At 64.8% G+C, this 24076-nt stretch carries 18 protein-coding genes; 10 read left to right on the top strand and 8 right to left on the bottom strand.

Translation table 11 applies throughout. The features are described 5' to 3' along the window. Nucleotides 1-105 precede the first annotated feature (105 nt). The 7 genes from XH87_RS19810 to XH87_RS19780 form a co-directional block, all read right to left on the bottom strand. Complete coding sequence (locus tag XH87_RS19810) at nt 106-1332, bottom strand: ABC transporter substrate-binding protein (protein ID WP_271588548.1); 1227 nt, start codon at nt 1330-1332, stop codon at nt 106-108. A 115-nt stretch (nt 1333-1447) separates the two neighbouring features. Continuing rightward, entirely contained in the window at nt 1448-2683 is a 1236-nt protein-coding gene (locus tag XH87_RS19805; RefSeq protein ID WP_035711284.1) for an ABC transporter substrate-binding protein, read from the bottom strand. A 30-nt stretch (nt 2684-2713) separates the two neighbouring features. Then, a complete protein-coding gene (locus XH87_RS19800) occupies nt 2714-3733 on the bottom strand; it encodes a branched-chain amino acid ABC transporter permease (RefSeq protein WP_271588547.1) in 1020 nt (339 codons plus the stop codon). Between the two features lie 2 nt (nt 3734-3735). Further along, nucleotides 3736-4614, bottom strand: a complete 879-nt coding sequence (locus XH87_RS19795) for a branched-chain amino acid ABC transporter permease (protein WP_035711289.1) — start codon at nt 4612-4614, stop codon at nt 3736-3738. A gap of 13 nt (nt 4615-4627) precedes the next feature. Further along, nucleotides 4628-5341, bottom strand: a complete 714-nt coding sequence (locus XH87_RS19790) for an ABC transporter ATP-binding protein (RefSeq protein WP_035711291.1) — start codon at nt 5339-5341, stop codon at nt 4628-4630. Then, the gene (locus XH87_RS19785; protein WP_035711293.1) at nt 5338-6135 is read right to left on the bottom strand and encodes an ABC transporter ATP-binding protein; all 798 of its coding nucleotides are present in this window, start codon (nt 6133-6135) and stop codon (nt 5338-5340) included. The genes XH87_RS19790 and XH87_RS19785 overlap by 4 nt, the downstream gene beginning before the upstream one ends. Before the next feature lie 66 nt (nt 6136-6201). Further along, entirely contained in the window at nt 6202-7068 is an 867-nt protein-coding gene (locus XH87_RS19780; protein WP_199763308.1) for an IclR family transcriptional regulator, read from the bottom strand. 130 nt (nt 7069-7198) lie between these two features. On the opposite strand from XH87_RS19780, the gene XH87_RS19775 reads away from it, so the two are divergent. From XH87_RS19775 to XH87_RS19730, 10 genes are all read left to right on the top strand, one after another. Continuing rightward, nucleotides 7199-9295 (top strand): 3-hydroxyacyl-CoA dehydrogenase NAD-binding domain-containing protein, encoded by a 2097-nt coding sequence (locus tag XH87_RS19775; RefSeq protein WP_271588546.1) that lies wholly within the window; start codon nt 7199-7201, stop codon nt 9293-9295. Nucleotides 9296-9518: 223 nt separating this feature from the next. Further along, the gene (pimA, locus tag XH87_RS19770) at nt 9519-11201 is read left to right on the top strand and encodes a dicarboxylate--CoA ligase PimA (protein WP_271588545.1); all 1683 of its coding nucleotides are present in this window, start codon (nt 9519-9521) and stop codon (nt 11199-11201) included. Next, nucleotides 11198-12385, top strand: coding sequence for an acetyl-CoA C-acyltransferase (locus XH87_RS19765; RefSeq protein ID WP_271588544.1), 1188 nt, complete (start codon nt 11198-11200; stop codon nt 12383-12385). Before pimA ends, XH87_RS19765 begins: the two co-directional genes overlap by 4 nt. Nucleotides 12386-12520: 135 nt before the next feature. Then, a complete protein-coding gene (gene pimC, locus XH87_RS19760) occupies nt 12521-13711 on the top strand; it encodes a pimeloyl-CoA dehydrogenase large subunit (RefSeq protein WP_158672175.1) in 1191 nt (396 codons plus the stop codon). 163 nt (nt 13712-13874) lie between these two features. Beyond that, on the top strand, nt 13875-15017 hold the full coding sequence (gene pimD / locus XH87_RS19755) for a pimeloyl-CoA dehydrogenase small subunit (protein ID WP_271588543.1): 1143 nt from the start codon (nt 13875-13877) through the stop codon (nt 15015-15017). A gap of 125 nt (nt 15018-15142) precedes the next feature. Next, entirely contained in the window at nt 15143-15916 is a 774-nt protein-coding gene (locus XH87_RS19750) for an SDR family NAD(P)-dependent oxidoreductase (RefSeq protein ID WP_271588542.1), read from the top strand. A gap of 71 nt (nt 15917-15987) precedes the next feature. Beyond that, nucleotides 15988-16443: an endonuclease domain-containing protein gene (locus XH87_RS19745; RefSeq protein WP_271588541.1), complete on the top strand. Its 456-nt coding sequence runs from the start codon at nt 15988-15990 to the stop codon at nt 16441-16443. 282 nt (nt 16444-16725) lie between these two features. Next, the gene (glpK, locus tag XH87_RS19740; RefSeq protein ID WP_271588540.1) at nt 16726-18231 is read left to right on the top strand and encodes a glycerol kinase GlpK; all 1506 of its coding nucleotides are present in this window, start codon (nt 16726-16728) and stop codon (nt 18229-18231) included. Between the two features lie 204 nt (nt 18232-18435). Then, on the top strand, nt 18436-19029 hold the full coding sequence (locus tag XH87_RS19735; protein ID WP_271588539.1) for a GNAT family N-acetyltransferase: 594 nt from the start codon (nt 18436-18438) through the stop codon (nt 19027-19029). Between the two features lie 206 nt (nt 19030-19235). Next, the gene (locus XH87_RS19730) at nt 19236-19865 is read left to right on the top strand and encodes a glutathione S-transferase family protein (protein ID WP_271588538.1); all 630 of its coding nucleotides are present in this window, start codon (nt 19236-19238) and stop codon (nt 19863-19865) included. A 362-nt stretch (nt 19866-20227) separates the two neighbouring features. Here XH87_RS19730 and metH read toward each other — a convergent pair whose 3' ends face one another. Continuing rightward, on the bottom strand, nt 20228-24076 hold the full coding sequence (gene metH, locus XH87_RS19725; protein ID WP_271588537.1) for a methionine synthase: 3849 nt from the start codon (nt 24074-24076) through the stop codon (nt 20228-20230).

Below are 24076 nucleotides of genomic sequence, written 5' to 3'. Positions count from 1 at the left end.
GCGCGGAATATTCCGTCGAGCAGGATTGCCGGGTCGAGCACCGGTGCGGACCTTGAGTTGCGCTGCTTGCCCGGCGTGACTTCAAATTGCCCGGGCGAAGGGGCTTCAGTGGCCGATGTCGCTGGATATGATGTCGCCGAACAGCTCCCATTTCCGGCCCTTGAACCGCATCATCTGGAGCTGCTCGATCGGGGCGAAATCGTCCGGCGCCGTATTGATCTTGATGCCGGGCAGCAGCGTATCGGGTTCGAAGTTCTTCAGACTGGCGGCCTGCTTCATCACGTTCTCGCGGGTGAGATCGTCGTCGCACATCTGCAGCACCTTCACCATGGTCTGCGCGGCGGCGTAGCCGAACACGACGCCGGCGTCGAGCTTGTTGGCCTTGGGATCGTATTGGGCGAGGAAGTTGTAGAACCTCTTCATGCCGACATCGGCATTCCACTGTGGATCGGAGCCGTCCTTGGTGTAGCTCGCCGACAGGACGCCTTGCGAGATCTCGAACCCCGCCGGTTCGATCACGCCGCCGACCGAGGCGGAGACGTTGGAGATGATGTGGACAGGATGCCAGTTGATCTCCGCCGCTTTCTTGATCGCCTGGGCTGTGAACTTCGGCGTGGTGATGCTGATCAAGACGTCGGCGCCGGAGGCTTTCAATTTGACGATGTGCTCGTCGATCGCCGGCTCCGAGGTATCGTAGGCCTCCTCCAGCACGATCATCGGCGCCTTGGCGCCGAGGCCCTCCTTCAGCCCCTTCAGATAGTCCTTGCCGAAATCGTCGTTCTGGTAGAGCACGCCGATCTTTCCGTCCGGCTTCTCCTTCATGACGTACTTGGCGTAGATCCGCGCCTCGCTCGTGTAGCTCGGCTGCCAGCCCATGGTCCAGGGGTATTGCCTGGGATCGTTCCATTTCGACGCGCCGCTTGCCACGAACAATTGCGGCACCTTCTTCTCGTTCATGTATTTGCGGATGGCGCTATTGGTGGAGGTGCCGAGCGAGCCGAAGATCAGCAGCACCCCGTCGCTCTCGACCAGCTTGCGCGCCTGCTCAACCGTTTTCGGCGGCGAATAGGCGTCGTCGTAGGAGATGAATTTGATCTTGCGGCCGTTGATGCCGCCCTCGGCATTGACCTTGTTGAAATAGGCTTCCTCGGCCTTGCCGATCGAGGCATAGGCGGAGGCCGGACCGCTATAGGGCATGATGTTACCGATCTTGATCTCGGTATCGGAAGCGCCGCTGTCGTATTTCTTCTGCGCCAGCACCTCGCTACTCATTGCAGTGCACAAGGCGAGCGCGGCCCAGAGGGACGCAACCTGGAATCGAGCGGCGGCCATTGTTCTCCTGCCCCGACGTGGATCGGTCGCATTGAACAAGTTTGACGCGTGCCGTCAACAAAAAGCCCCCGCGTCTACCCGCGGGGGCTTCGTGCCGGGTTATTGCGTCAGCGCTTCACTCTGAGGCGACGTCGCCGCTGATGATTTCCCCGAACAGTTCCCACTTCTCGCCCTTGAAGCGCTGCATCTGGAGTTGGGCGATCGGGGCGAAGTCGGTGGCGCTGGTGTTGATCTTGACGCCGGGCAGCAGGGTATCCGGCGCAAAGTCCTTCAGGCTCGCGGCCTGCTTCATGAGGTTGGCGCGGGTGAGATCGTCGCCGCACATTTCCAGCGCCTTGGCCAGGGTCGACGCGGCGCCGTAGCCGTAGACCATGGCGGTGTCGGTCTTGTCGGCGCCGGGCATGTACTTGTCGACGAATTCGTTCCACTTCTTCATGCCGGGATCGTTGGCCCACTGCGGATCGGTGGAGTCCTTGGCATAGGCTGCCGACAACACGCCCTGCGCGTTCTCGAAGCCGGCCGGCTTCATCACGCTGCCGACCGAGATCGACACGTTGGTGAGGATCTGGAGCGGCTTCCAACTGAGCTCGGCGGTCTTCTTGATGGTCTGGGCCGCGAACTTCGGCGTGGTGTAGATCAAGAGCACGTCGGGATTGGCGGCCTTGATCTTGACGATGTGGCCGTCGATCGACGGCTCGGACACCTCATAGCTCTCTTCCATGATGATCATGGACGAGGCCTTGGCGCCGAGCCCGTCCTTGGTGCCCTTGAGGTAGTCTTTGCCGAAATCGTCGTTCTGGTAGAGGATCGCGATCTTGGCGTCCGGCTTTTCCTTCATCAGCCATTTTGCGTAGATGTGCGCTTCGCTCTGATAGGAGGGCTGCCAGCCGATGGTCCAGGGGAAGTTCTTCGGGTCGTTCCACTTCGTGGCGCCGGTGGCGACGAACAGCTGCGGGATCTTCTTGGCGTTGAGGTACTTCTGGATCGCCGTGTTCGAGGGCGTTCCCAGCGGATTGAACACGGCCAGCACTTCGTCGCTCTCGACCAGCTTGCGGACCTGCTCGACCGCCTTCGGGGGCGAGTAGGCGTCGTCGTAGGAGACGAAGTTGATCTTGCGGCCGTTGATGCCGCCCTTGTCGTTGATCATCTTGAAATAGGCTTCCTCGGTCTTGCCGATGAGGCCATAGGCCGACGCCGGACCGCTGTACGGCATGATGTTGCCGATCTTGATCTCGGTATCGGACGCGCCGGTGTCGTATTTCTTTTGGGCGAGTGCTGCGCCGGAGGTGAGAGTGATGGCCGCCGTTGCCGTGACCAGCGCGGCGGCTCGCAGTGTTCTTCCAAAGTGCAATTCGGTCTCCTTCCTTGATTCAACGGGTCTTCAGTTCTTCTTGAGCTTCCCGGCCAGTTGCTGGCCCAGGATTGCGACCTGCCTTGCGCCATGCGGCACGAGGTAGATGACCAGGAACAACAGCACGCCGAACACCGCGCCGGACAGGCCCTTGGAGATGCTCTCCGCCATGTTCGGCACGAAGATGATGAACGCCGCGCCGACGAACGAGCCGGGCAGCCAGCCGACGCCGCCGACCACCATGCCGAGGAACAGCGAGATCGCCAGCGTGATGGTGTAGCTGTCGGGTGCGACGAACTGCACGGCGATGGCGCCGAGCGAGCCGGCAACACCGGTGATGCCGGCGGACACCCCGAAGGCCAGCGTCTTGTACAGCGCCACGTTGACGCCCATCGAGGAGGCCGCGATCTCGTTGTCGCGGATCGCCATGAAGGCGCGGCCCGAGCGGGAGCGCAGCAGGTTCACCGAGAAGATGTAGATCGCGATCGTCACGACGAGCGTGAAGTAGTACAGCCACATGTCCTGCGACATCGGCAGGCCGAATGGCGCGTCGGGCTTGGTGACGACGAGGCCCTGGACGCCGCCGGTCCAGTGCTCGAGGAAATTCAGCTTCAAGAGCTGCGGCATCGCTGTGGCCAGCGCGAAGGTCGCGAGTGCGAGATAGACGCCCGACAGCCGCAGCGCCGGCTTGCCGAACAGATAACCGAATCCGAAGCAGACCGTAGCGGAAATCGGAATTGTCAGCGCATAGTTGACGTTGAAGTACTCCATCAGCACTGCGGTCGTGTAGGCGCCGACGGCGTAGAATGCGCTCTGGCCGAGCGAGAACTGGCCCGAGCCGCCGGTCAGGATGTTCAGCGCCAGCACCGCGAGCCCGTAGATCAGGAGCATCGTCATCTGGAAGATGACGAAGTTCTTGACGAAGACCGGTGCGATGAGCAGCGCAGCCAGCACCACCAGCGAGGTACCGGTGCCCAGCGTCATGGCTCGCTTCGGAACGGCCTCGACCGCCTCGTGGCCTTCGGCGACGACTTCTTCTGCAGCGCTCATGATCAAACTCGCTTGACGATGTGCCGGCCGAACAGGCCAGCGGGTTTGACGACCAGGACGGAGATGATCAGCGCGAGCGCGATCGGGAGCTTCAGCTCGTTGCCGACGCCGGGGATGTAGGTCCCGGCGAGGTTCTCGAAGATACCCATGAGGAAGCCGCCGACGACGGCGCCGAACGGGCTGGTCAATCCGCCGAGCACGGCGGCTGCAAAACCGTAGATCAGAACGCCGCCCATCATGTTGGGCTCCAGGAACACGACCGGCGCGATCAGCATGCCGGCGATGGCGCCGATCGCCGAGGCCATGCCCCAGCCGAGCGCGATCATCCAGCTGGTGTTGATGCCGACGAGGCGCGCGGATTCAGGCACCGAGGCGGCGGCCCGCATCGCGAGGCCAATCCGCGTGTACTGGAAGAAGAAGTAGAGGCCGATCAGCAGCAGCACGGTGACGCCGATCATGCCGGCCTGGTGGGTCGAGATCAGTTGGCTGCCGAGGAACGGCGAGGAGCCGAACGGCGTCGGGTACTGCTTGATGGTGAAGTCCCAGATCAGGCCGGCCGAGGAGTTGATGATCGCGAACAGCGCGATGAAGCCGGCGACATTGGTCAGCACCGGCGCCTTGGCGAGCGGCTTGAACAGGATGCGCTCGATCGCGACGCCGCCGACGAAGGCGAAGACCAGCGTGATCACGAACGCAGCCCAATAGGGCACGCCCCACTGCATCAGCTGCCACGAGACGAAAGTCGCAAACATCGCCATCTCGCCCTGCGCGAAATTGAGATGGTCGATGGCCTGGTAGATCATGACCACGGCGAGCGCCATGCAGGCGTAAATGGCGCCGGTGGCAATCCCAGCCAGGACCTGGTTGGTGAAAAGCTCCATTGTCCCGGCTCCCTCAGTAACCCAGATAGGATTTGCGGATTTCTTCGTTGTTCGCGATGTCCTTGGCTTTGCCCGACATCACGATGCGGCCGGTCTCGATCACATAGGCCTGGTCGGCGAGCTCGAGCGCGAGCTGGGCGTTCTGCTCGACCACCAGGATCGACACCTTGTCCTCGCGGTTGATCTTGCCGAGAATGCCGAACAGATCGCGCACGACGAGAGGCGCGAGGCCGAAGGAGGGCTCGTCCAGCAGCATCAGCCGCGGCCGCAGCATCAGCGCACGCGCGACCGCGAGCATCTGCTGCTCGCCGCCGGAGAGCGTGCCGGCCTGCTGGGTGTGGCGCTGCTTCAAGACCGGGAAATGCGCGTACATGCGCTCGATGTCGGAGACGATGCCGGCGCTGTCCTTGCGGGTGATCGCGCCGAGCTGGAGATTTTCCTCCACGGTCATGGTGGTGAAGGTGCCGCGGCCCTGCGGCACATGGGCAATGCCGAACCGCACGATGCTCTCGGTGGAGCGGTTGTTCAGCGGCTTGCCGTCGAACTCGATCCCGCCGGTTGAGCGCACCATGTTGCAGATCGCGCGCAGCGTGGTGGTCTTGCCGGCGCCGTTGGCCCCGAGCAGCGTCGTCAGCGAGCCCTCATTGAGCGAGAAGGACAGGCCGTGGAGCGCCTGGACCTGGCCGTAATAGGCGCGCAGGTCCTTGACGTTGAGTAGCGTCGTCATTGGTCCTTGCTCCCGAGATAGGCCTTGATGACGTCGGGGTCCGCCTGCACCTGGGCGGGCGTGCCTTCCGCGAGCTTCTTGCCGAAGTTCAGTGCGACGACGTGGTCGGCGATCGACATCACGAGGCCCATATGATGCTCGACCAGCAGCACGGTCATGTGGCGGTCGTCGCGGATGCGGCGGATGAGGTCGCCGAGCACATGGACTTCCTCGTGGTTGAGGCCGCCGGCCGGCTCGTCGAGCAGCAGGATCTTCGGATCGGCCGCCAGCGCGCGCGCCAGCTCGACCCGCTTCTGCGTGCCGAAGGGCAGCCCGGATACGGTGGTGTGGGCGACATCCTCGAGGTCGAGATAGGCGAGGATCTCGTGCACCTTCTTGTTGACGTCGGTCTCGCTGCGGCGAATCCACGCAAGTCGCAGTGAGTCGCTGATGATGTCGCTGGAGGTCTTCGAATGCGCGCCGACGCGGACGTTGTCCATCACTGACAAGTTCGGGAACAGCGCCACGTTCTGGAAGGTGCGGCCGATGCCGATCTCGGCGATCCGGTGCGGCGGCCGCGACAGGATGCTCACGCCTTCCATCAGAATGTCGCCGGACGACGGCTGATAGAGCCGGCTGAGGCAGTTGAAGAGCGTGGTCTTGCCGGCGCCGTTGGGGCCGATCAATCCGAGGATCTGGCCCTTGTGCATGTCGAAGGACACGCCGTTGAGCGCAATGATGCCGCCGAACACGACGCTGACGTCGCGAACCGCGAGCAGGGGCGACGTCCCCCGCGCGAGCTGTGCCTGCGTCATCTCGTCTCGCCCACGACGTTCAGTGGGCGGCGGGGCGATGAGAACCGCTCCCGGTCACGACAAAGGCTATCTGATCCCCTCGGCCACACGCGCAACTTTCCCTCCTGATTTCAGCTTTTTGCTGATTTCTTTTTTGGAATGCGGCATCAGACCCCCGAGCGCCGCTTCGATGTTCCTTACCATCGCAAGCAGACGCGGTCCAATGTCGTTGATCAAACGCTCTTCCGTGAAGCGGAATGCGGGCGCGCCGCAATTGAACGCGTAAGGCCCGGTTCCGTCGTTGAGCTTGAGCGCGACCCCGGCCGCGCCAATATCGTCATGCCAGTCGCCGACCGAAATCGCAAACCCGTATTTCGCGACGGTTTCACCGGAACGTTCCAATCCGTCGCGCATCTTCGGCCAGCGGCTGCCGTAATGTTCGCGCAGAATGCGGGATACTTCAGCGCGATCCGCGTCATCGAGCGCCCAGAAATAAGCGCGGCCCATCGCGCTGGTTGCAATCGGCACGCGCGAGCCGACGTCAAGTTGAACGCCCACCGTCTCGCTGCCGCGGCTTTGCCCGAAATAGATCATGCTGTGACGGTCGCGGCCGCCGACGGCGACGGCACCGCCGGTCGCGCGCATCACTTCCTCGCGAAACGGCTCGGACAAATGCCGAACGCCCAGATTGGCCAACGCCGCGTAACCGAGCGACATCGCTGCGGGTGCGAGCTGGTACTTCTCGAAACGGGGAACAGGCGTCAGATAGCCGAGCTTGGTCAAGGTGTAGGTCAGCCTCGACACGGTCGGCTTGGGCAGATTGGTGCGGGCCGCAATCTCCTGATTGCCGAGCATGCCGTCATTGGGTTGGAACGCGCGCAATACATCCAGTCCGCGGGAAAGCGCGACGACGAAATTCCGATCGGTCGCAGTCTTCTTTCCTGTACGCTTCATCCCTGATCTGCTTCTTGCGCGGAGTCGTTGACAATGTCCGTGCTTCAAAATAACCCTGCCGTCAAGATGCGGAATTAAATTCCGCACCGCGAAATCGAACAAAAGTAAATCCCCACCAAGGAGGGACACCGTGAGCGAAGTGGTCAAGCTTGAGCGTCATGACGAAGTCGGGATCGTTACGGTCAACAGTCCTCCGGTCAATGCGCTGAGTGCCGCGGTCCGCGGCGGCATCTTCGAGTGCATCAAGGCTGCAATCGCCGATCCCGCCATCAAGGGCATCGTGCTGACCTGCGCCGGTCGCACCTTCATTGCAGGCGCCGACATCACCGAGTTCGGCAAGCCGCCGAAGCCGCCCGCTCTCAACGACGTGCTGTCCGAGATCGAGAATTCGCCGAAGCCGGTGGTTGCCGCGATCCACGGCACCGCGCTTGGCGGCGGACTCGAGGTCGCGCTCGCCTGTCATTTCCGTGTCGCGGTGAAAGAGGCCAAGCTCGGCCTGCCCGAGGTCAAGCTCGGCCTCCTGCCCGGCGCCGGCGGGACCCAGCGTCTGCCCCGTGCGGTCGGGCCGGAACTCGCAGTCAGGATGATCGTCGGCGGCGACCCGATCGGTGCGGCGGAAGCGCTGAAGAACGGCCTGATCGAGGAGATCGTCGAAGGGCCGGCCTCGGGCGGCGAGGCCTTCGTGCGCAAGCTGCTGGCCGAGAAGCGCCCGCTGCGGCGCCTGCGTGACGACGATTCCAAGATCGCGGCCGCCAGGGCCGACCGCTCGATCTTCACCAATGCCGTCGCCGCCATGACGAAAAAGGCGCGCGGCCTGGAGGCGCCGTTCGCAGCGGCCGACGCCGTCGGCTACGCCATCGACCTGCCATTCGACGAAGGTCTAAAGAAGGAGCGCGAGGGCTTCCTGAAGCTCGTCGCCAGCGACCAGTCCAAGGCGCAGCGCTACGCCTTTTTCGCCGAGCGCGAGGCCAATAAGATCGCGGGCGTGCCCGAAGGCACCAAGCCGCGTCCGGTCAACCGCGTCGCCATCCTTGGCGCCGGCACCATGGGCGGTGGCATCGCGATGTCCTTCGCCAATGCGGGCGTTCCCGTCACGCTGATCGAGACCGGCGAGGAGCAGCTCAAGCGCGGCATGGGCATCATGCAGAAGAACTGGGAAGCGACCGCGGCGCGCGGCGGCATCCCGGCGGACGCGCCCGCCAAGCGCATGGCGCTGATCGATGGCAAGGTCGGTATCGAGAATGTCGGCGATGCCGATCTCGTCATCGAGGCCGTGTTCGAGACCATGGCGGTGAAGAAGGAAGTGTTCGGCAAGCTCGATCAGTACGCCAAGCCGGGTGCCGTGCTCGCCTCGAACACCTCCTATCTCAACATCGACGAGATCGCGAAGTCGACCAAGCGTCCGCAGGACGTGCTCGGCATGCACTTCTTCTCGCCGGCCAACGTCATGAAGCTGTGCGAGATCGTCCGCGCCGAGAAGACCGCGCCCGATGCGCTCGTGACCGCCGTCACGGTCGCGCGCAAGATCGCAAAGGTGCCGGCCGTGGTCGGCGTCTGTGACGGTTTTGTCGGCAACCGCATGCTGGCGCAGCGCGGCAAGCAGTCCGAGAAACTGCTGTTCGAAGGCGCGCTCCCGCAGCAGGTCGATGCCGTCGTGACCAAGTTCGGCATGCCGATGGGGCCGTTTGCGATGGGCGACCTCGCAGGCCTCGACATCGGCTGGCGCTCGCGCAAGGACCGCGGCATCAAGTCCGAGATCGCGGACGCGCTGTGCGAAGCCGGCCGCTTCGGTCAGAAGACCGGCAAGGGCTACTACAAGTACGAGGCCGGCTCGCGCGCCCCGCTGCCCGATCCCGAGGTCGAGAAGCTGATCGACGAGACGCTTGCCCGCCTCGGCCGCAAGAAGCGCGTCGTCAGCGACGAGGAGATCCTCGAGCGCATGATGTATCCGATGATCAACGAGGGCGCGAAGATCCTCGAGGAAGGCATCGCGGCGCGTCCTAGCGACATCGACGTGGTCTGGCTCTACGGCTATGGCTGGCCGATCTACCGCGGCGGCCCGATGTTCTGGGCCGACGCCGTCGGCCTCAAGCACATCGCCGATCGCCTCTCGTTCTACGCCAAGGAGACCAATGACCCGAGCCTCGAGCCCGCGCCGCTGCTGAAGAAGCTCGCGGCGGAAGGCAAGACGTTCGCCTCGCTCGCGGCGGCGTCGAAAGCGGCGTGATCGGATTGGGGTCGGTGGCTGCGATGAGTCGTTCCGGGCGACGCTCTCTCCGTCCTCTCCCCCCTTGCGGGGGAGGGGCAGGGAGGGGGGTAGCCCCGGGCGAGGTCAGCGTTTGTGGCTACCCCCTTCCCCAACCCCTCCCCGCAAGGGGGAGGGGAGCCCGTCCGCCGATGCCCGCCTCACACGACCCGGCCATTATCGCTTTGCAGAGTATCGATCGCCTATGACCCATCCCGGCGAACAGTTTTACCCCGAGGGCGTGCGTTGGGACGACGCCATCATCCAGGGCACGCTCCCCGACCTGCTGTCGAAGGCTGCCGCCGATTACGGCCCGCGCACCGCGTTGGAATTCCGCGATCGTGCGATCACCTATACCGAGCTCGCAGCTCAGGCCGAGCGCGCCGCCGCGGCGTTCCTGCGGGCCGGCTGCGGCAGGGGCGCGTCGGTCGCGCTGTTTCTCGGCAACACGCCGGACCATCCCGTCAATTTCTTCGGCGCGCTGAAGGCGGGTAGCCGCGTTGCGCATCTGTCCCCGCTCGACGGCGAGATCGCGCTGACGCACAAGGTCTCCGACTCCGGCTCGCGCGTCCTCGTCACCTCCAACCTCCAGGCGCTGCTGCCGACCGCTCTGAAATTCCTGGAGAAGGGGCTGATCGACCGCCTGGTCGTCTGCGAGGACGATCATTGGGGCAAGGTCGGCACGCCGCAGGCGGCGATTCCCGATGATCCCCGCATCGTGACCTTCAAGGCCTTCGTCGAGGGCGCCACCGCGCCTGCGCAATGGCCGTCCGTGACCGTCGACGACGTCGCGCTGCTGCAATATACCGGCGGCACCACCGGCCTGCCCAAGGGCGCGATGCTCACGCACGGCAACCTCACATCGGCGGTGTCGATCTACGACGTCTGGGGCAAGCCGAACCGTGCGGCGCGCGGCGATGTGATCGAGCGCGTGATCTGTGTGCTGCCGCTGTTCCACATCTACGCACTCACCGTCGTGCTTTTGTCCTCGCTCAGCCGCGGCCATCTGATCTCGCTGCACCAGCGTTTCGATGTCGAAGCGGTGATGCGCGACATCGAAATCAAGCGCGCGACATACTTTCCGGGCGTGCCGACGATGTGGATCGCGATCGCGGCGCTGCCGGATCTCGACAAGCGCGATTTCTCCTCGCTCGCGACCATCGGCTCCGGCGGCGCGCCGCTGCCGGTCGAGATCGCGAGCTTCTTCGAGCGCAAGGTCGGCAAGAAGCTCAAGAGCGGCTGGGGCATGACCGAGACCTGCTCGCCGGGCACCGGCCATCCGCCTGCGGGTCCGGACAAGCCCGGCTCGATCGGCCTGATGCTGCCCGGTATCGAGCTCGACGTCGTTGCGCTCGACGATCCGACGAGGGTGCTGCCGCCGGGCGAAGTCGGTGAGATCCGCATCAAGGGCCCGAATGTCACCAGGGGATACTGGAACAAGCCGGAGGGATCCGCGGACGCCTTCGTCGACGGCCGCTTCCTCACCGGCGACATCGGCTATGTCGACACCGACGGCTATTTCTTCCTGGTCGACCGCAAGAAGGACATGATCATATCCGGCGGCTTCAACGTCTATCCGCAGATGATCGAGCAGGCGATCTACACCATGTCAGGCGTGCATGAGGTGATCGTGCTCGGCATTCCCGACCAGTACCGGGGCGAAGCCGCCAAAGCCTTCATCAAGCTCAAGCCGGGCGCAAAGCCGTTCTCGCTCGACGAGCTGCGCGCGCAGCTCACCGGGAAGCTCGGCAAGCACGAATTGCCGGCCGCGGTCGAGTTCGTCGACGATCTGCCGCGCACGCCGGTCGGGAAATTGTCGCGACACGAATTGCGCCAGCAGCAGAAACCGTCACAATCCACCAAAACCGCATCAGGAGCTCGTTCTTGACCGACGCCGTTATCGTTTCCACCGCCCGCACCCCGATCGGCAAGGCCTATCGCGGTGCGCTCAACGCCACCGAGGGCGCAACCCTGCTCGGCCACGCGATTCGCGAGGCCGTCGCGCGCGCCAAGGTCGAACCGAAGGAGATCGAGGACGTCGTGATGGGCGCAGCCCTGCAGCAGGGCGCGACCGGCGGCAACATCGCGCGCAAGGCGCTGCTGCGCGCCGGCCTTCCCGTCACCGTCGCCGGCACCACCATCGACCGGCAATGCGCCTCGGGCCTGCAGGCGATCGCGCTCGCCGCGCGCTCGGTGATCTTCGACGGCGTCGAGATCGCGGTCGGCGGCGGCGGTGAGTCAATTAGCCTCGTGCAGAACGACAAGATGAACGGCTTCCATGCCCAGGACCCGGCGCTGCTGAAGATCAAGGGCGAGGTCTACATGCCCATGATCGACACCGCCGAGGTCGTCGCCAAGCGCTACGGCATCTCGCGCGAACGCCAGGACGAATATTCGCTGGAGAGTCAGCGCCGCATGGCAGCCGCGCAACAGGGCGGCAAGTTCAAGGACGAGATCGCGCCGATCACGACGCAGATGTCGGTCACCGACAAGGCGACCGGCGCCGTCTCGATGAAGGAGGTCACGCTGTCGCAGGACGAAGGTCCGCGCCCCGAGACCACGGCTGAAGGCCTCGCCGGCCTGAAGCCCGTGCGTGGCGACGGCTTCACCGTCACCGCCGGCAACGCCAGCCAGCTCTCCGACGGCGCCAGCGCCTGCGTGATCATGACCGACAAGGAAGCCGCCAAGCGTGGCCTGAAGCCGCTCGGTATCTTCCGCGGCTTCGTCTCCGCCGGCTGCGAGCCGGACGAGATGGGCATCGGCCCGGTCTTCGCCGTGCCGCGGCTCCTCAAGCGCCACGGCCTCACCGTCGACGACATCGGGCTCTGGGAGCTGAACGAAGCCTTCGCCGTGCAGGTGCTGTATTGCCGCGACAAGCTCGGCATCGACCCCGACAAGATCAACGTCGACGGCGGCGCGATCGCGGTCGGCCATCCCTACGGCATGTCGGGCGCGCGCCTCACCGGCCACGCCCTGATCGAAGGCCGTCGCCGCAAGGCCAAGTACGCGGTCGTCACCATGTGCGTCGGCGGCGGGATGGGCGCGGCCGGGCTGTTCGAGGTGTTGCAGTAACGGGCTCCGTCGTTCCGGGGCATTCGCATCAAGCGAATGAACCCGGAACCTCGAGCCACAAGCTTCTGGATTCCGGGTTCGCGCTTCGCGCGCCCCGAAGTGACGAATAGAGAATAACGTTCACAGGAGGATCCGATGGATCTCGCATTCACTAGGGAAGAGCAGGCGTTTCGCGAGGAAGTGCGGCAGTTCTTCCGCGACAACGTGCCGCCGGATACGCGGCGCAAGCTGGTCGAGGGCCGTCACCTCAGCAAGGACGAGATGGTGAATTGGTGGCGCATCCTCAACAAGAAGGGCTGGGGCGTCAGCCACTGGCCCAAGCAATATGGCGGCACGGGTTGGACCGCCGTGCAGCATTACATCTTCAACGAGGAGCTTCAGGCGCATCCGGCGCCGCAGCCGCTCGCCTTCGGCGTCAGCATGGTCGGCCCGGTCATCTACACCTTCGGCAACGAGGAGCAGAAGAAGAAATATCTTCCGCGTATCGCCAATGTCGACGACTGGTGGTGCCAGGGCTTCTCCGAGCCCGGCTCCGGCTCCGACCTCGCCTCGCTCAAGACCAAGGCCGAGCGCCGGGGCGACAAGTGGATCATCAACGGCCAGAAGACCTGGACCACGCTGGCCCAGCACGCCGACATGATCTTCTGCCTCTGCCGCACCGACAACAACGCCAAGAAGCAGATGGGCATCTCCTTCATCGTGTTCTCGATGAAGTCGAAGGGCGTCACCGTGCGCCCGATCCAAACCATCGACGGCGGCCATGAGGTCAACGAGGTCTTCTTCGACGACGTCGAGGTTCCGATCGAGAACCTGATCGGCGAGGAGAACAAGGGCTGGGATTACGCAAAATTCCTGCTCGGCAACGAGCGCACCGGCATCGCCCGCGTCGGCGTCTCCAAGGAGCGGCTGCGCCGCATCCGCGATCTCGCCGGCAAGGTCGAATCATCAGGCAAGCCGATCATCCAGGATGCCGCGTTCCGCGAGAAGCTCGCCGCCTGCGAGATCGAGCTCAAGGCGCTCGAGCTGACGCAGCTGCGCGTCGTCGCCGACGAGGGCAAGCACGGCAAGGGCAAGCCCAATCCGGCCTCCTCGGTGCTGAAGATCAAGGGTTCCGAGATCCAGCAGACCACCACCGAGCTGCTCATGGAAGTGATCGGCCCGTTCGCCGCGCCCTACGACGTGCACGGCGACGACGGCTCGAACGAAGCCATGGACTGGACCGCCCAGATCGCGCCGAGCTACTTCAACAACCGCAAGGTCTCGATCTACGGCGGCTCCAACGAGATCCAGCGCAACATCATCGCCAAGGCGGTGCTGGGGCTGTGAGTCAACAATGACGGTGTCGTCCCCCGCGAAGGCGGGGGACCCAGTACGCCGCGGCGGTCGTGAGTACGGCAGGCGGCTGCGTTTACTGGATCCCCGCTTTCGCGGGGATGACGACTGAGGATGAGGCGACGGCAGGGCAATTCCCGCCGATTTGGAGAGAAACATGGATTTTGACCTGTCCGAGGAGCAGCGGCTTCTCAAGGAAAGCATCGACGGCCTGCTGACCGATTCCTACGATTTCGAGCAGCGCAAGAAATACATGAAGGAGAAGGGCGGCTGGAGCAAAGCCGTCTGGCTCAAGCTCGCCGAGCAGGGTCTGCTCGGCCTGCCCTTCGCAGAGGCCGACGGCGGCTTCGGCGGCGGCGGCGTCGAGACCATGATCGTGATGGAAGCGCTCGGCAAGGCGCTGGTGCTCGAGCCGTATCTGGCGACGGTCGTGATCGGCGGCGGCTTCCTGCGCCATGCCGGCACCGACGCGCAGAAGGCCGCGCACGTGCCAGGGATCATCGACGGCAGCAAGACGCTGGCGTTCGCCCAGCTCGAGAAGAACTCGCGCTACGATCTGTTCGACGTCACCACGACCGCGAAGAAGAAGGGCGACGGCTGGGTCATCGACGGCGAGAAGTTCGTCGTGCTCAACGGCGAGAATGCCGACACGCTCGTCGTCACCGCGCGCACCAAGGGCGACCGCCGCGACCGAAGCGGCATCGGCGTGTTCCTGGTCCCCGCAAATGCCAAGGGCGTCGCGAAGAAGTCCTACCCGACCCAGGACGGCCTCCACGCCGCCGACATCACCTTCACTGGTGTCGAAGTGGGCGCGGATGCCGTGATCGGCAATCCCGAGGATTCGCTCGCGCTGATCGAGCGCGTGGTGGATGAAGCCCGCGTCGCGCTCTGCGCCGAGGCGGTCGGCCTGATGGACGAATCGCTCAAGACCACGGTCGAGTACATCAAGACGCGCAAGCAGTTCGGCGTCGCGATCGGCTCGTTCCAGTCGCTGCAGCACCGCGCCTCCGACATGTTCGTCGCCGCCGAGCAGGCGCGCTCGATGTCGATGTTCGCGACCATGGCGAACGATTTCGAGGATGCCAGGGAGCGCTCCAACGCCATCGCAGCCGCCAAGGTGCAGATCGGCAAGTCGCTGAAATTCGTCGGCCAGCAGTCGATTCAGCTCCATGGCGGCATCGGCATGACCATGGAGGCGAAGATCGGCCACTACTTCAAGCGTCTCACCATGATCGAGAACACGTTCGGCGACACCGACTACCACCAGCGCCGCGTCGCCGACGCGGGCGGGCTGATCTAGGTCTCTCCTTCGTCATTGCGGGCGAAGCGAAGCAATCCAGAATCCGTCCGCGGAGACGGTCTGGATTGCTTCGTCGCTTCGCTCCTCGCAATGACGGAGGTCGTTGAAGCACCGAGGCAACACCCATGAAAAACACCCCGTTCGATCTCACCGGCAAGGTCGCCGTGGTCACCGGCTCCAGCCGCGGCATCGGCCGCTCCTCCGCCGAACTGCTGGCAAAGCTCGGCGCCAAGGTCGTGGTCTCCTCGCGCAAGGCCGAGGCCTGCAAGGAGGTCGCCGACGGCATCAATGCGGTCGGTGGCGAGGCAACCGTCATCCCCTGCAACATCGCGCGCAAGGCCGAGGTCGAGGCGCTGATCTCGGGTGCCACGAAGCATTACGGCAAGATCGACATTCTCGTCTGCAACGCCGCCGTCAATCCCTACTACGGTCCGCTGCTCGACATCACGGATGAAGCCTTCGACAAGATCATGGGCTCGAACGTCAAGAGCAACATCTGGCTCTCCGCGCTCGCGATTCCGCAGATGGCGGAGCGCGGCAAAGGCTCCGTCGTCATCATCTCCTCGATCGGCGGCTTGCGCGGCTCCACCGTGATCGGCGCCTACGGCATCTCGAAAGCCGCCGACTTCGCGCTGTGCCGCTCGCTCGCCGGCGAATGGGGCCCGAAGGGCGTCCGCGTCAACTGCATCGCGCCCGGCCTCGTCAAGACCGACTTCGCCCGCGCCCTCTGGGAAGACGAAGCCAACCTCAAGCGCCGCACCGCCACCACCCCGCTCCGCCGCATCGGTGAACCGGATGAGATCGCAGGTGCCGTGGCGTATCTCGCATCCGACGCCTCGAGCTTCATGACCGGCCAGACCATCGTCATCGACGGCGGCGTCACCACGGCGGCGGTGTAGGCCTCTCACGACTTGCAGTTGTGTCGCGAGCACGCTTCTCTTACTCTCCCCTGGAGGGGGAGGGTCGCTTCGTGTTGCGCAGAGCGCAACGCGAAGCGGGGTGGGGTGAAGCCACGCAAATGGTCTCAACATCGATCCGACGCGCCGCCGCAAAGAAGCTGAGAGCGAACACGACGCCCCACGAGCGCATCCTGTGGCGTGCCCTCAAGGAGCTCCCGCTCGAAGGCTCGCACTTCCACCGGCAAGCGCCGATCGGCCCCTATGTCGTCGACTTCTTCTTGCCAGCCAAGCGCCTCATCATCGAGCTCGATGGCGGGCATCACAATGAAGACGATGCGGCCGAGCATGATGCCAAACGCCAACGCTGGCTCGAGCGCGAAGGCTATCGCGTTGTCCGATTTTGGAATTCGGAGATTGCGACTGATCTGACTGCAGCACTCGAACAAATCTATGTAGAGCTTTACGGCTCGCGTGAAGCGGCAGTCGTGCACCTTGAGCACCAGCGCAAGCGGAAGACGTCAACCTGAATCGAGCCGCGCTCTTTCTTACCCTCCCCTGGAGGGGGAGGGTCGATCGCGCGCAGCGCGAGCGGGGTGGGGTGATCTCCCCCCACGGGCAGCATCCTTTGCGGAGAGACCGTCACCCCACCCCGGATCACATTCCGCTTCGCTGCATGTGATCCGACCCTCCCCCTCCAGGGGAGGGTAAGAGCAGAGCCGCCTTGACCTTCCGCCTCCAATCCGCTCCCTTTGGCGCGACACAATGACTCCCTCCAGGGAAACGCCAAGCTCAACGCCAAGGTAGCCGCCATGTCTTTCGTCCTTGCCATCGACCAGGGCACCACCTCTTCGCGCGCGATCGTGTTTCGCAGCGACATTTCCATCGCGGCGAAGGCGCAGCAGGAATTCCCGCAGCACTTTCCGGCTTCCGGCTGGGTCGAGCACGAGCCGGAGGACATCTGGACCTCGACCGTGATGGTCTGCCGCGAGGCGATCGAGCAGGCCGGCATCGGCGCAAAGGACATCGCCGCGATCGGCATCACCAACCAGCGCGAGACCACCGTGGTGTGGGACCGCGCCACCGGCCAGGCCGTGCACCGCGCCATCGTCTGGCAGGACCGCCGCACCGCCGACATCTGCGCGAAACTCAAGGCAGAAGGCCGCGAGCCCGTCATCTCGCAGAAGACCGGCCTGATCATCGATCCCTATTTCTCCGGCACCAAGGTCGCCTGGATCCTCGATCACGTCCCCGGCGCCCGCGCCCGCGCCGCGCGCGGCGAATTGATGTTCGGCACTGTCGATTGCTATCTGCTCTGGCGTCTCACCGGCGGCAAGGTGCACGCCACCGACGCCACCAATGCTTCGCGTACGCTGCTGTTCAACATCCACACCGGCCAGTGGGACGACGAGCTGCTGGAGATCATCGGCGTGCCGCGCTCGATGCTGCCCGAGGTGAAGGATTCCTCGGCCCGCTTCGGCGAGAGCACACCTGACCTGTTCGGTGGCGCGATTGCCATCTCAGGCATCGCCGGCGACCAGCAGGCCGCGACCATCGGCCAGGCCTGCTTCCGCCCGGGCATGATGAAGTCCACCTACGGCACCGGCTGTTTTGCGCTGCTCAACACCGGCACCACGCCGGTGGTGTCGAAGAACAAGCTGCTCACCACGGTCGCCTATCAGCTCGACGGCAAGCGCACCTACGCGCTGGAGGGCTCGATCTTCGTCGCGGGCTCGGCCGTGCAGTGGCTGCGCGACGGCGTCGGCATCATCAAGCACGCCGCCGAAACCGGCCCGCTCGCCGATCAATCCGACTCCATGCAGAGCGTCTATCTCGTGCCGGCCTTCGTCGGCATGGGCGCGCCCTACTGGAATCCGCGGGTGCGCGGCGCGCTGTTCGGCCTCACCCGCAACACCGGCCCCGCCGAGTTCGCCCATGCTGCGCTGGAAAGCGTCTGCTACCAGACCTTCGACCTCTGGGCCGCGATGCGCGCGGACTGGCCGAGCTCGGAAACCGCCAGCGTCGTGCTCCGCGTCGATGGCGGCATGACTGCCTCCGACTGGACCATGCAGCGCCTCGCCGATCTCCTCGATGCGCCGGTCGACCGCCCCGTGATCCAGGAGACCACGGCGCTGGGCGCCGCCTATCTCGCCGGCCTCAACGCCGGCGTCTATCCCGAGCCGACGAAATTCGCCGACAATTGGCGCCTCGAGCACCGCTTCAAGCCGAACATGAGCCAGGCGACGCGCGAGCGGAAGCTTGCGGGCTGGGCGCGCGCGGTGAAGGGCGTGCTCGCGAGCGACGAGGGGGAGGGGTAGGCGTTGGTACAGCCTCGCAGCTCGATGCCGCGAGGCGCGCTCAACTGCTTCCACGCCGTCATTGCGAGCGCAGCGAAGCAATCCAGACTGTCTCCGTGGAAAGATTCTGGATTGCTTCGCTGCGCTCGCAATGACGGAGTGTGGCGCTGCCGTGGTGCCTCAAACGGCGCCGCCCACTAGCCGCTAACAAAAGAAGCACCAAGCATGATCCTCCCCGACGGCTATTCCGACGTCCCCGCCGGCAAGATCGCCGCCGTCGTCACCCATCTGGAGATGACCGCGCCTCCCGCGCGTCGCGACGATCCACCCGGCGCCTGGACCCTGCGCAATGTCGATACGCCCGCGCTTCCTTGGTACCGAGAGCTCTTCCGCCGCGTCGGCGAGGACTGGCTCTGGTTCTCACGCGCCCGCATGACCGACGCCGAGCTCGCCGCAATCATCCACGCGCCTGGAATCGAGATCTACGCCCTGGTCGCCGACGGCCGCGACGAAGGCCTGCTTGAGCTCGACTTCCGCGAGCCCGGCCAGTGCGAGCTGGTCTATTTCGGCGTTACCGCCCCCTTGATCGGCACCGGCGCCGCCCGCTTCCTGATGAACCGCGCGCTGGAGATGGCGTGGTCACGCGACGTCCGCCGCGTCTGGGTGCACACCTGCACCTTCGATCATCCATCGGCCGTCGCATTCTATCAGCGTTCCGGCTTCCGCCCCTTCCGCCGCCAGATCGAGATTGCGGCTGATCCGCGTCTCGACGGTACGGCGCCGCGGACGGCGGCGAGGCACGTGCCGATCATCGAATAGCGTGCGACTGCCTCCTCACCGTCATTCCGGGGCGCGCCAATTGGCGCGAGCCCGGAATCCCCATTTGAGCATGGTGCGCGTGAGGCCGTCGCGGACGTCGTTGCAGCCGGCGCAATGCTCCATTTCCGAGATTTTTGTTGCGCCGCACCGAGCCGGTCGTGGAGACTAATCGGCCCTGCCTTGTCCAACCGAGAATAGCGAGAACCATGTTCCTGATCGGCCAATATGATTCCCCCTTCGTCCGCCGCGTCGCGATTGCGCTGCGGCTCTACGGGCTCGCCTTCGAGCACAGGCCGTGGTCGACCTTCGGCGATGCCGACAAGATCGCGCCGTACAATCCGCTGCGCCGGGTGCCGACCTTGGTGCTCGACGATGGCGAGGCGCTGATCGAGAGCATGATCATCCTGGATTATCTCGACGATCTCGTTGGTCCCGAGAAAGCAATGCTGCCGCGCAGCGGCGCTGAGCGGCGCAAGCATTTGCGCATCTGCGCGCTTGCCTCCGGCCTCGGCGACAAGGCGGTGAGCCTGCTCTACGAGCGCGTGCTGCGGAAGGAGCAGCTCGCGCTGTGGGTCGAGCGCTGCCAGGCGCAGATTGGCGACGTCCTGAAGGTGCTGGAAGCCGAGCGCGCCAGGGTGGCAACGCCGTACTGGCTGGGTGAGCGCATCGGCCATGCCGACGTCGCGGTCGCCTGCGTCGTCCGCTTCACCCGCGAGGCGCATCCGCAATTGTTCGAAGTGGCGCGTTATCCCGCGCTTGCGGCACATGCAGAGCGTTGCGAGGCACTGGCCCCGTTCAAGGAGATCGTGCAGCCGCTCGCCCCGCCGAAAGGGTGAGATCTCTTACCCTCCCCTGGAGGGGGAGGCTCGATCGCGCGAAGCGCGAGCGGGGTGGGGGGATCTCTCCGCATGGGCAGCGTTGGGTGTCGAGAGACCGTCACCCCACCTCGGTCCGCATTCCGCTTCGCTCCTTGCGAACCGATCCTCCCCCTTCAGGGGAGGATGGGCACCGTGCGCATTGCAAGGGTGAATGACGCATCCGCCGGCGGCGCTTCAGTGGGCACGCGAGCCGATGATGCAACAATACCCCTGTTTTGCCCGACGTCGCAAATCGGCCTTCGGCGAGACCGAAAATGCTCAACCCTTTCAACCCCATCGCTACTGTGCATGGGGTTGTTTTTCACTTTTCGTGTTCGGAGCTATCCCGCCCCCGCACGCTTCTTCTGCCAGACGAGGTGCATCGCGCAGGTGCAGCCAGGCGGATGCGAGGCGAGATCCTTCGAGGTCTCGTCGTTCGCCGCCGTTGCCGCAAAGGCCTTGTCGGTCTGTTGCGACGGGATGTAGTTCAAGATCGGCGCGAGCCAGCGTTCGGTTTCCGCCACGCTCATGCCCTTGCGCGCGGCGTAGTCCTCGACCTGGTCGCGCTCGATCTTGCCGACGCCGAAATAATAGCTCTCGGGGTTCGCGAAATAGAGCCCTGATACGGACGAGCCCGGCCACATCGCAAAGCTCTCGGTCAGCTTCACGCCAGCGGTTGCTTCCGCGTCGAGCAGCTCGAACAGCGTCGCCTTCTCGGTGTGGTCGGGCTGCGCGGGATAGCCGGGCGCGGGGCGGATCCCAGAGTACTTCTCCAGGATCAGCTCCTCGTTGGAGAGCGTCTCGTTCGGTGCATAGGCCCAGAACTCGCGGCGCACGCGGGCATGCATGCGCTCGGCGAAGGCCTCCGCAAGGCGGTCGGCCAGCGCCTTGCACAGGATCGAGGAGTAGTCGTCGTTCGCTTTTCTGAAGCGATCGGCGACCGCGTCCTCGCCGATCCCTGCGGTGACGACGAAGCCGCCGATATAGTCGGGCACGCCGGCGGGCGCGATGAAGTCGGCGAGCGCCGCGTTGAAGCGGCCCTCGCGCTTCTCCAGCTGCTGGCGCAGCGTGTGCAGCGTCGCGATGCTCTTGGTCCGGCTCTCGTCGGCATAGAGCACGATGTCGTCGCCTTGCGCATTCGCCGGCCAGAAGCCGATCGTGGCGCGCGCCCGGAACCATTTCTCCTTGACGATGGTGTCGAGCATCTTGCGGGCATCGTCATAGAGCGAGCGCGCGACCTCGCCGACCTTGGCGTCGTCGAGGATGGCGGGGAAGCGCCCGGCGAGCTCCCAGGTCTGGAAGAACGGTGTCCAGTCGATGCAGTCGACCAGCTCGGCGAGATCGTAGTCGTCGAAGCTCTTGATGCCGAGGAAGGTCGGCTTCACCGGCTTGCTTTTCGCGAAGTCGACGGGCACGCGGTTGGCGCGGGCGTCAGCCAGCTTCAGGCGCTTCTTGTCGGCCTGCGCGCGCAGATGCGCTTCCGAGATCTTGGCATATTCGGCGCGCACCTCGGCGGCGTAGGCCTCGCGCTTCTCGGGCGAGAGCAGTGCAGAGGCGACGCCGACGGCGCGGCTGGCGTCGTTGACGTGCACGACGGGACCGGCGCGATAGCTCGGGTCGATCTTGACGGCGGTATGCACGCGGCTGGTGGTGGCGCCGCCGATCAGGAGCGGCAGCTTGAGGCCTTCGCGCTGCAACTCGCCGGCGAAGAACGCCATCTCGTCGAGCGAGGGCGTGATCAGGCCGGACAGGCCGACGATGTCGGCCTTCTCCGCCTTTACGGTCTCGACGATCTTGGCCGCCGGCACCATCACGCCGAGGTCGATGACCTCGAAATTGTTGCACTGGAGCACGATGCCGACGATGTTCTTGCCGATGTCGTGGACGTCGCCCTTCACCGTCGCGAGCACGATCTTGCCGGCGGACGAGGAGCCCTCCGTGCCGATGCCGCTGGCGAGGTTGCGCGCCTTCTCTTCCTCCATGAACGGCATCAGGTAAGCCACGGCCTGCTTCATGACGCGGGCGGACTTCACCACCTGCGGCAAAAACATCTTGCCGTCGCCGAAGAGGTCGCCGACCACGTTCATGCCGGCCATCAGCGGGCCCTCGATGACGTCGAGCGGGCGCGAGGAGTTCTTGCGGGCCTCTTCGGTGTCCTGCTCGATGAATTCGGTGATGCCGTGCACCAGCGAATGCGACAGCCGCTTCTCCACCGGCCATTCGCGCCAGGCGAGATCGGCTTCCTTGCTTTCGGTCTTCTTGCCGCGGAATTTCTCGGCGAGCGCCAGCAGGCGCTCGGAGGCGCCCGCGTCGCGGTTGAGGACGACGTCCTCGCAGGTCTGGCGCAGCTCCGGATCGATGTCGTCATAGACGATCATCTGGCCGGCATTGACGATGCCCATGTCCATGCCGGCCTTGATGGCGTGATACAGGAACACCGAGTGCATGGCCTCGCGCACCGGCTCGTTGCCGCGGAACGAGAACGACAAATTGGAGACGCCGCCCGAGACATGCGCGCCCGGCAGGTTCTGGCGGATCCAGCGCGTCGCCTCGATGAAGTCGACGCCGTAATTGTTGTGCTCCTCGATGCCGGTCGCGATCGCGAAAATATTGGGATCGAAGATGATGTCCTCAGGCGGGAAGCCGACCTTGTTCACCAGGATGTCGTAGGCGCGCTTGCAGATCTCGGTCTTGCGCGCGAACGTATCGGCCTGGCCGACCTCGTCGAACGCCATCACGACCACGGCCGCGCCGTGGCGGCGTGCGATCCTGGCTTCAAAGATGAACTTCTCCTCGCCTTCCTTCATCGAGATCGAGTTGACGACCGGCTTGCCCTGCACGCATTTCAGGCCGGCCTCGATCACCGAGAATTTCGAGGAGTCCACCATCACGGGGACGCGGGCGATGTCGGGCTCGGCGGCGACGAGGTTGAGGAATGTCACCATCGCGGCTTCCGAGTCGAGCAGGCCCTCGTCCATGTTGACGTCGATGATCTGCGCGCCGTTCTCGACCTGGTCGCGGGCGACCTGGAGCGCTGCGGTGTAGTCGCCGGCGGTGATCAGCTTGCGGAAGCGGGCCGATCCCGTGACGTTGGTACGCTCGCCGACATTGACGAAGGGGATCGCGTCGGTCAGCACGAACGGCTCGAGGCCCGAGAGCCGCAGGCGCGGGGTGATCTCCGGCACGATGCGCGGCTTGTGCGGCGCCACTGCGGCTGCGATCGCCGCGATGTGATCCGGCGTGGTGCCGCAGCAGCCGCCGACGATGTTGACGAGGCCGTCGCGGGCGAACTCGCCGATCAGGCGCGCCATGTACTCGGGCGTCTCGTCATACTGGCCGAACTCGTTGGGCAGGCCTGCATTCGGATAGGCACAAACAAGAGTATCGGCGACGCGGCCGATATCGGCGATATGCGCGCGCAGATCCTCGGCGCCGAGCGCGCAGTTGAAGCCGATGGTGATCGGTTTTGCGTGCCGCACCGAATTCCAGAACGCTTCCGGCATCTGGCCCGAGAGCAGGCGGCCGGACTTGTCGGTGATGGTGCCCGACACCATCACCGGCATGTCGATGCCGCGCTCCTCGGTGATCTCGGCGATCGCATAGAGGGCTGCCTTGGCGTTCAGCGTGTCGAAGATGGTCTCGACCAGCAGCAGGTCGACGCCACCGTCGATCAGGCCGCGGATCTGCTCGCCATAGGATTTGCGCAAATCGTCGAAGGTGACGGCGCGATAACCGGGATTGGAAACGTCGGGCGAGATCGAGGCGGTGCGGTTGGTGGGGCCGATGGCGCCAGCGACGAAGCGCGGCTTGCTGTCTTCAGCGGCAACGCGCCGTGCGGCATTGCCGGCGAGGCGGGCGCCTTCGCGCGCCATCTCGTAGACGACGTCGGTGAGGTCGTAATCGGCCTGCGCGATCGAGGTCGTGGAGAAGGTGTTGGTGGCGACGATGTCGGCGCCAGCGCGCAAATAGGCGGCGTGGATGTCCTCGATCGCTTGCGGCTGGGTCAGGATCAACAAATCGTTGTTGCCGCGCAGGTCGCGATGGAAGTTCTTGAAGCGCTCGCCGCGGAAGGCGGCCTCGTCGAGCTGGAGGTTCTGGATCATCGTGCCCATGGCGCCGTCGAGCACGAGAATGCGTTCGCGCGCGGCGTCGAGGAGGGCGGTTCGCTTGGCGGAAGCGGGTACGGTCAT

Source organism: Bradyrhizobium sp. CCBAU 53415, from assembly GCF_028128735.1.
Classification (GTDB): Bacteria; Pseudomonadota; Alphaproteobacteria; order Rhizobiales; family Xanthobacteraceae; genus Bradyrhizobium.
Note: the sequence above shows the minus strand (reverse complement) of the source record. Positions and strands in the feature narration are given on the sequence as shown.

Excerpts from the sequence above, each read along its gene's own strand:
- XH87_RS19810 (WP_271588548.1), bottom strand. The coding sequence starts at position 1,332 with ATGGCCGCCGCTCGATTCCAGGTTGCGTCCCTCTGGGCCGCGCTCGCC.
- XH87_RS19785 (WP_035711293.1), bottom strand. The coding sequence starts at position 6,135 with ATGACGCAGGCACAGCTCGCGCGGGGGACGTCGCCCCTGCTCGCGGTT.
- metH (WP_271588537.1), bottom strand. The coding sequence starts at position 24,076 with ATGACCGTACCCGCTTCCGCCAAGCGAACCGCCCTCCTCGACGCCGCG.
- pimC (WP_158672175.1), top strand. The coding sequence starts at position 12,521 with ATGGATCTCGCATTCACTAGGGAAGAGCAGGCGTTTCGCGAGGAAGTG.
- XH87_RS19780 (WP_199763308.1), bottom strand. The coding sequence starts at position 7,068 with ATGAAGCGTACAGGAAAGAAGACTGCGACCGATCGGAATTTCGTCGTC.
- XH87_RS19790 (WP_035711291.1), bottom strand. The coding sequence starts at position 5,341 with ATGACGACGCTACTCAACGTCAAGGACCTGCGCGCCTATTACGGCCAG.
- XH87_RS19735 (WP_271588539.1), top strand. The coding sequence starts at position 18,436 with ATGATCCTCCCCGACGGCTATTCCGACGTCCCCGCCGGCAAGATCGCC.
- XH87_RS19750 (WP_271588542.1), top strand. The coding sequence starts at position 15,143 with ATGAAAAACACCCCGTTCGATCTCACCGGCAAGGTCGCCGTGGTCACC.
- glpK (WP_271588540.1), top strand. The coding sequence starts at position 16,726 with ATGTCTTTCGTCCTTGCCATCGACCAGGGCACCACCTCTTCGCGCGCG.
- pimD (WP_271588543.1), top strand. The coding sequence starts at position 13,875 with ATGGATTTTGACCTGTCCGAGGAGCAGCGGCTTCTCAAGGAAAGCATC.
- XH87_RS19730 (WP_271588538.1), top strand. The coding sequence starts at position 19,236 with ATGTTCCTGATCGGCCAATATGATTCCCCCTTCGTCCGCCGCGTCGCG.
- XH87_RS19800 (WP_271588547.1), bottom strand. The coding sequence starts at position 3,733 with ATGAGCGCTGCAGAAGAAGTCGTCGCCGAAGGCCACGAGGCGGTCGAG.
- XH87_RS19795 (WP_035711289.1), bottom strand. The coding sequence starts at position 4,614 with ATGGAGCTTTTCACCAACCAGGTCCTGGCTGGGATTGCCACCGGCGCC.
- pimA (WP_271588545.1), top strand. The coding sequence starts at position 9,519 with ATGACCCATCCCGGCGAACAGTTTTACCCCGAGGGCGTGCGTTGGGAC.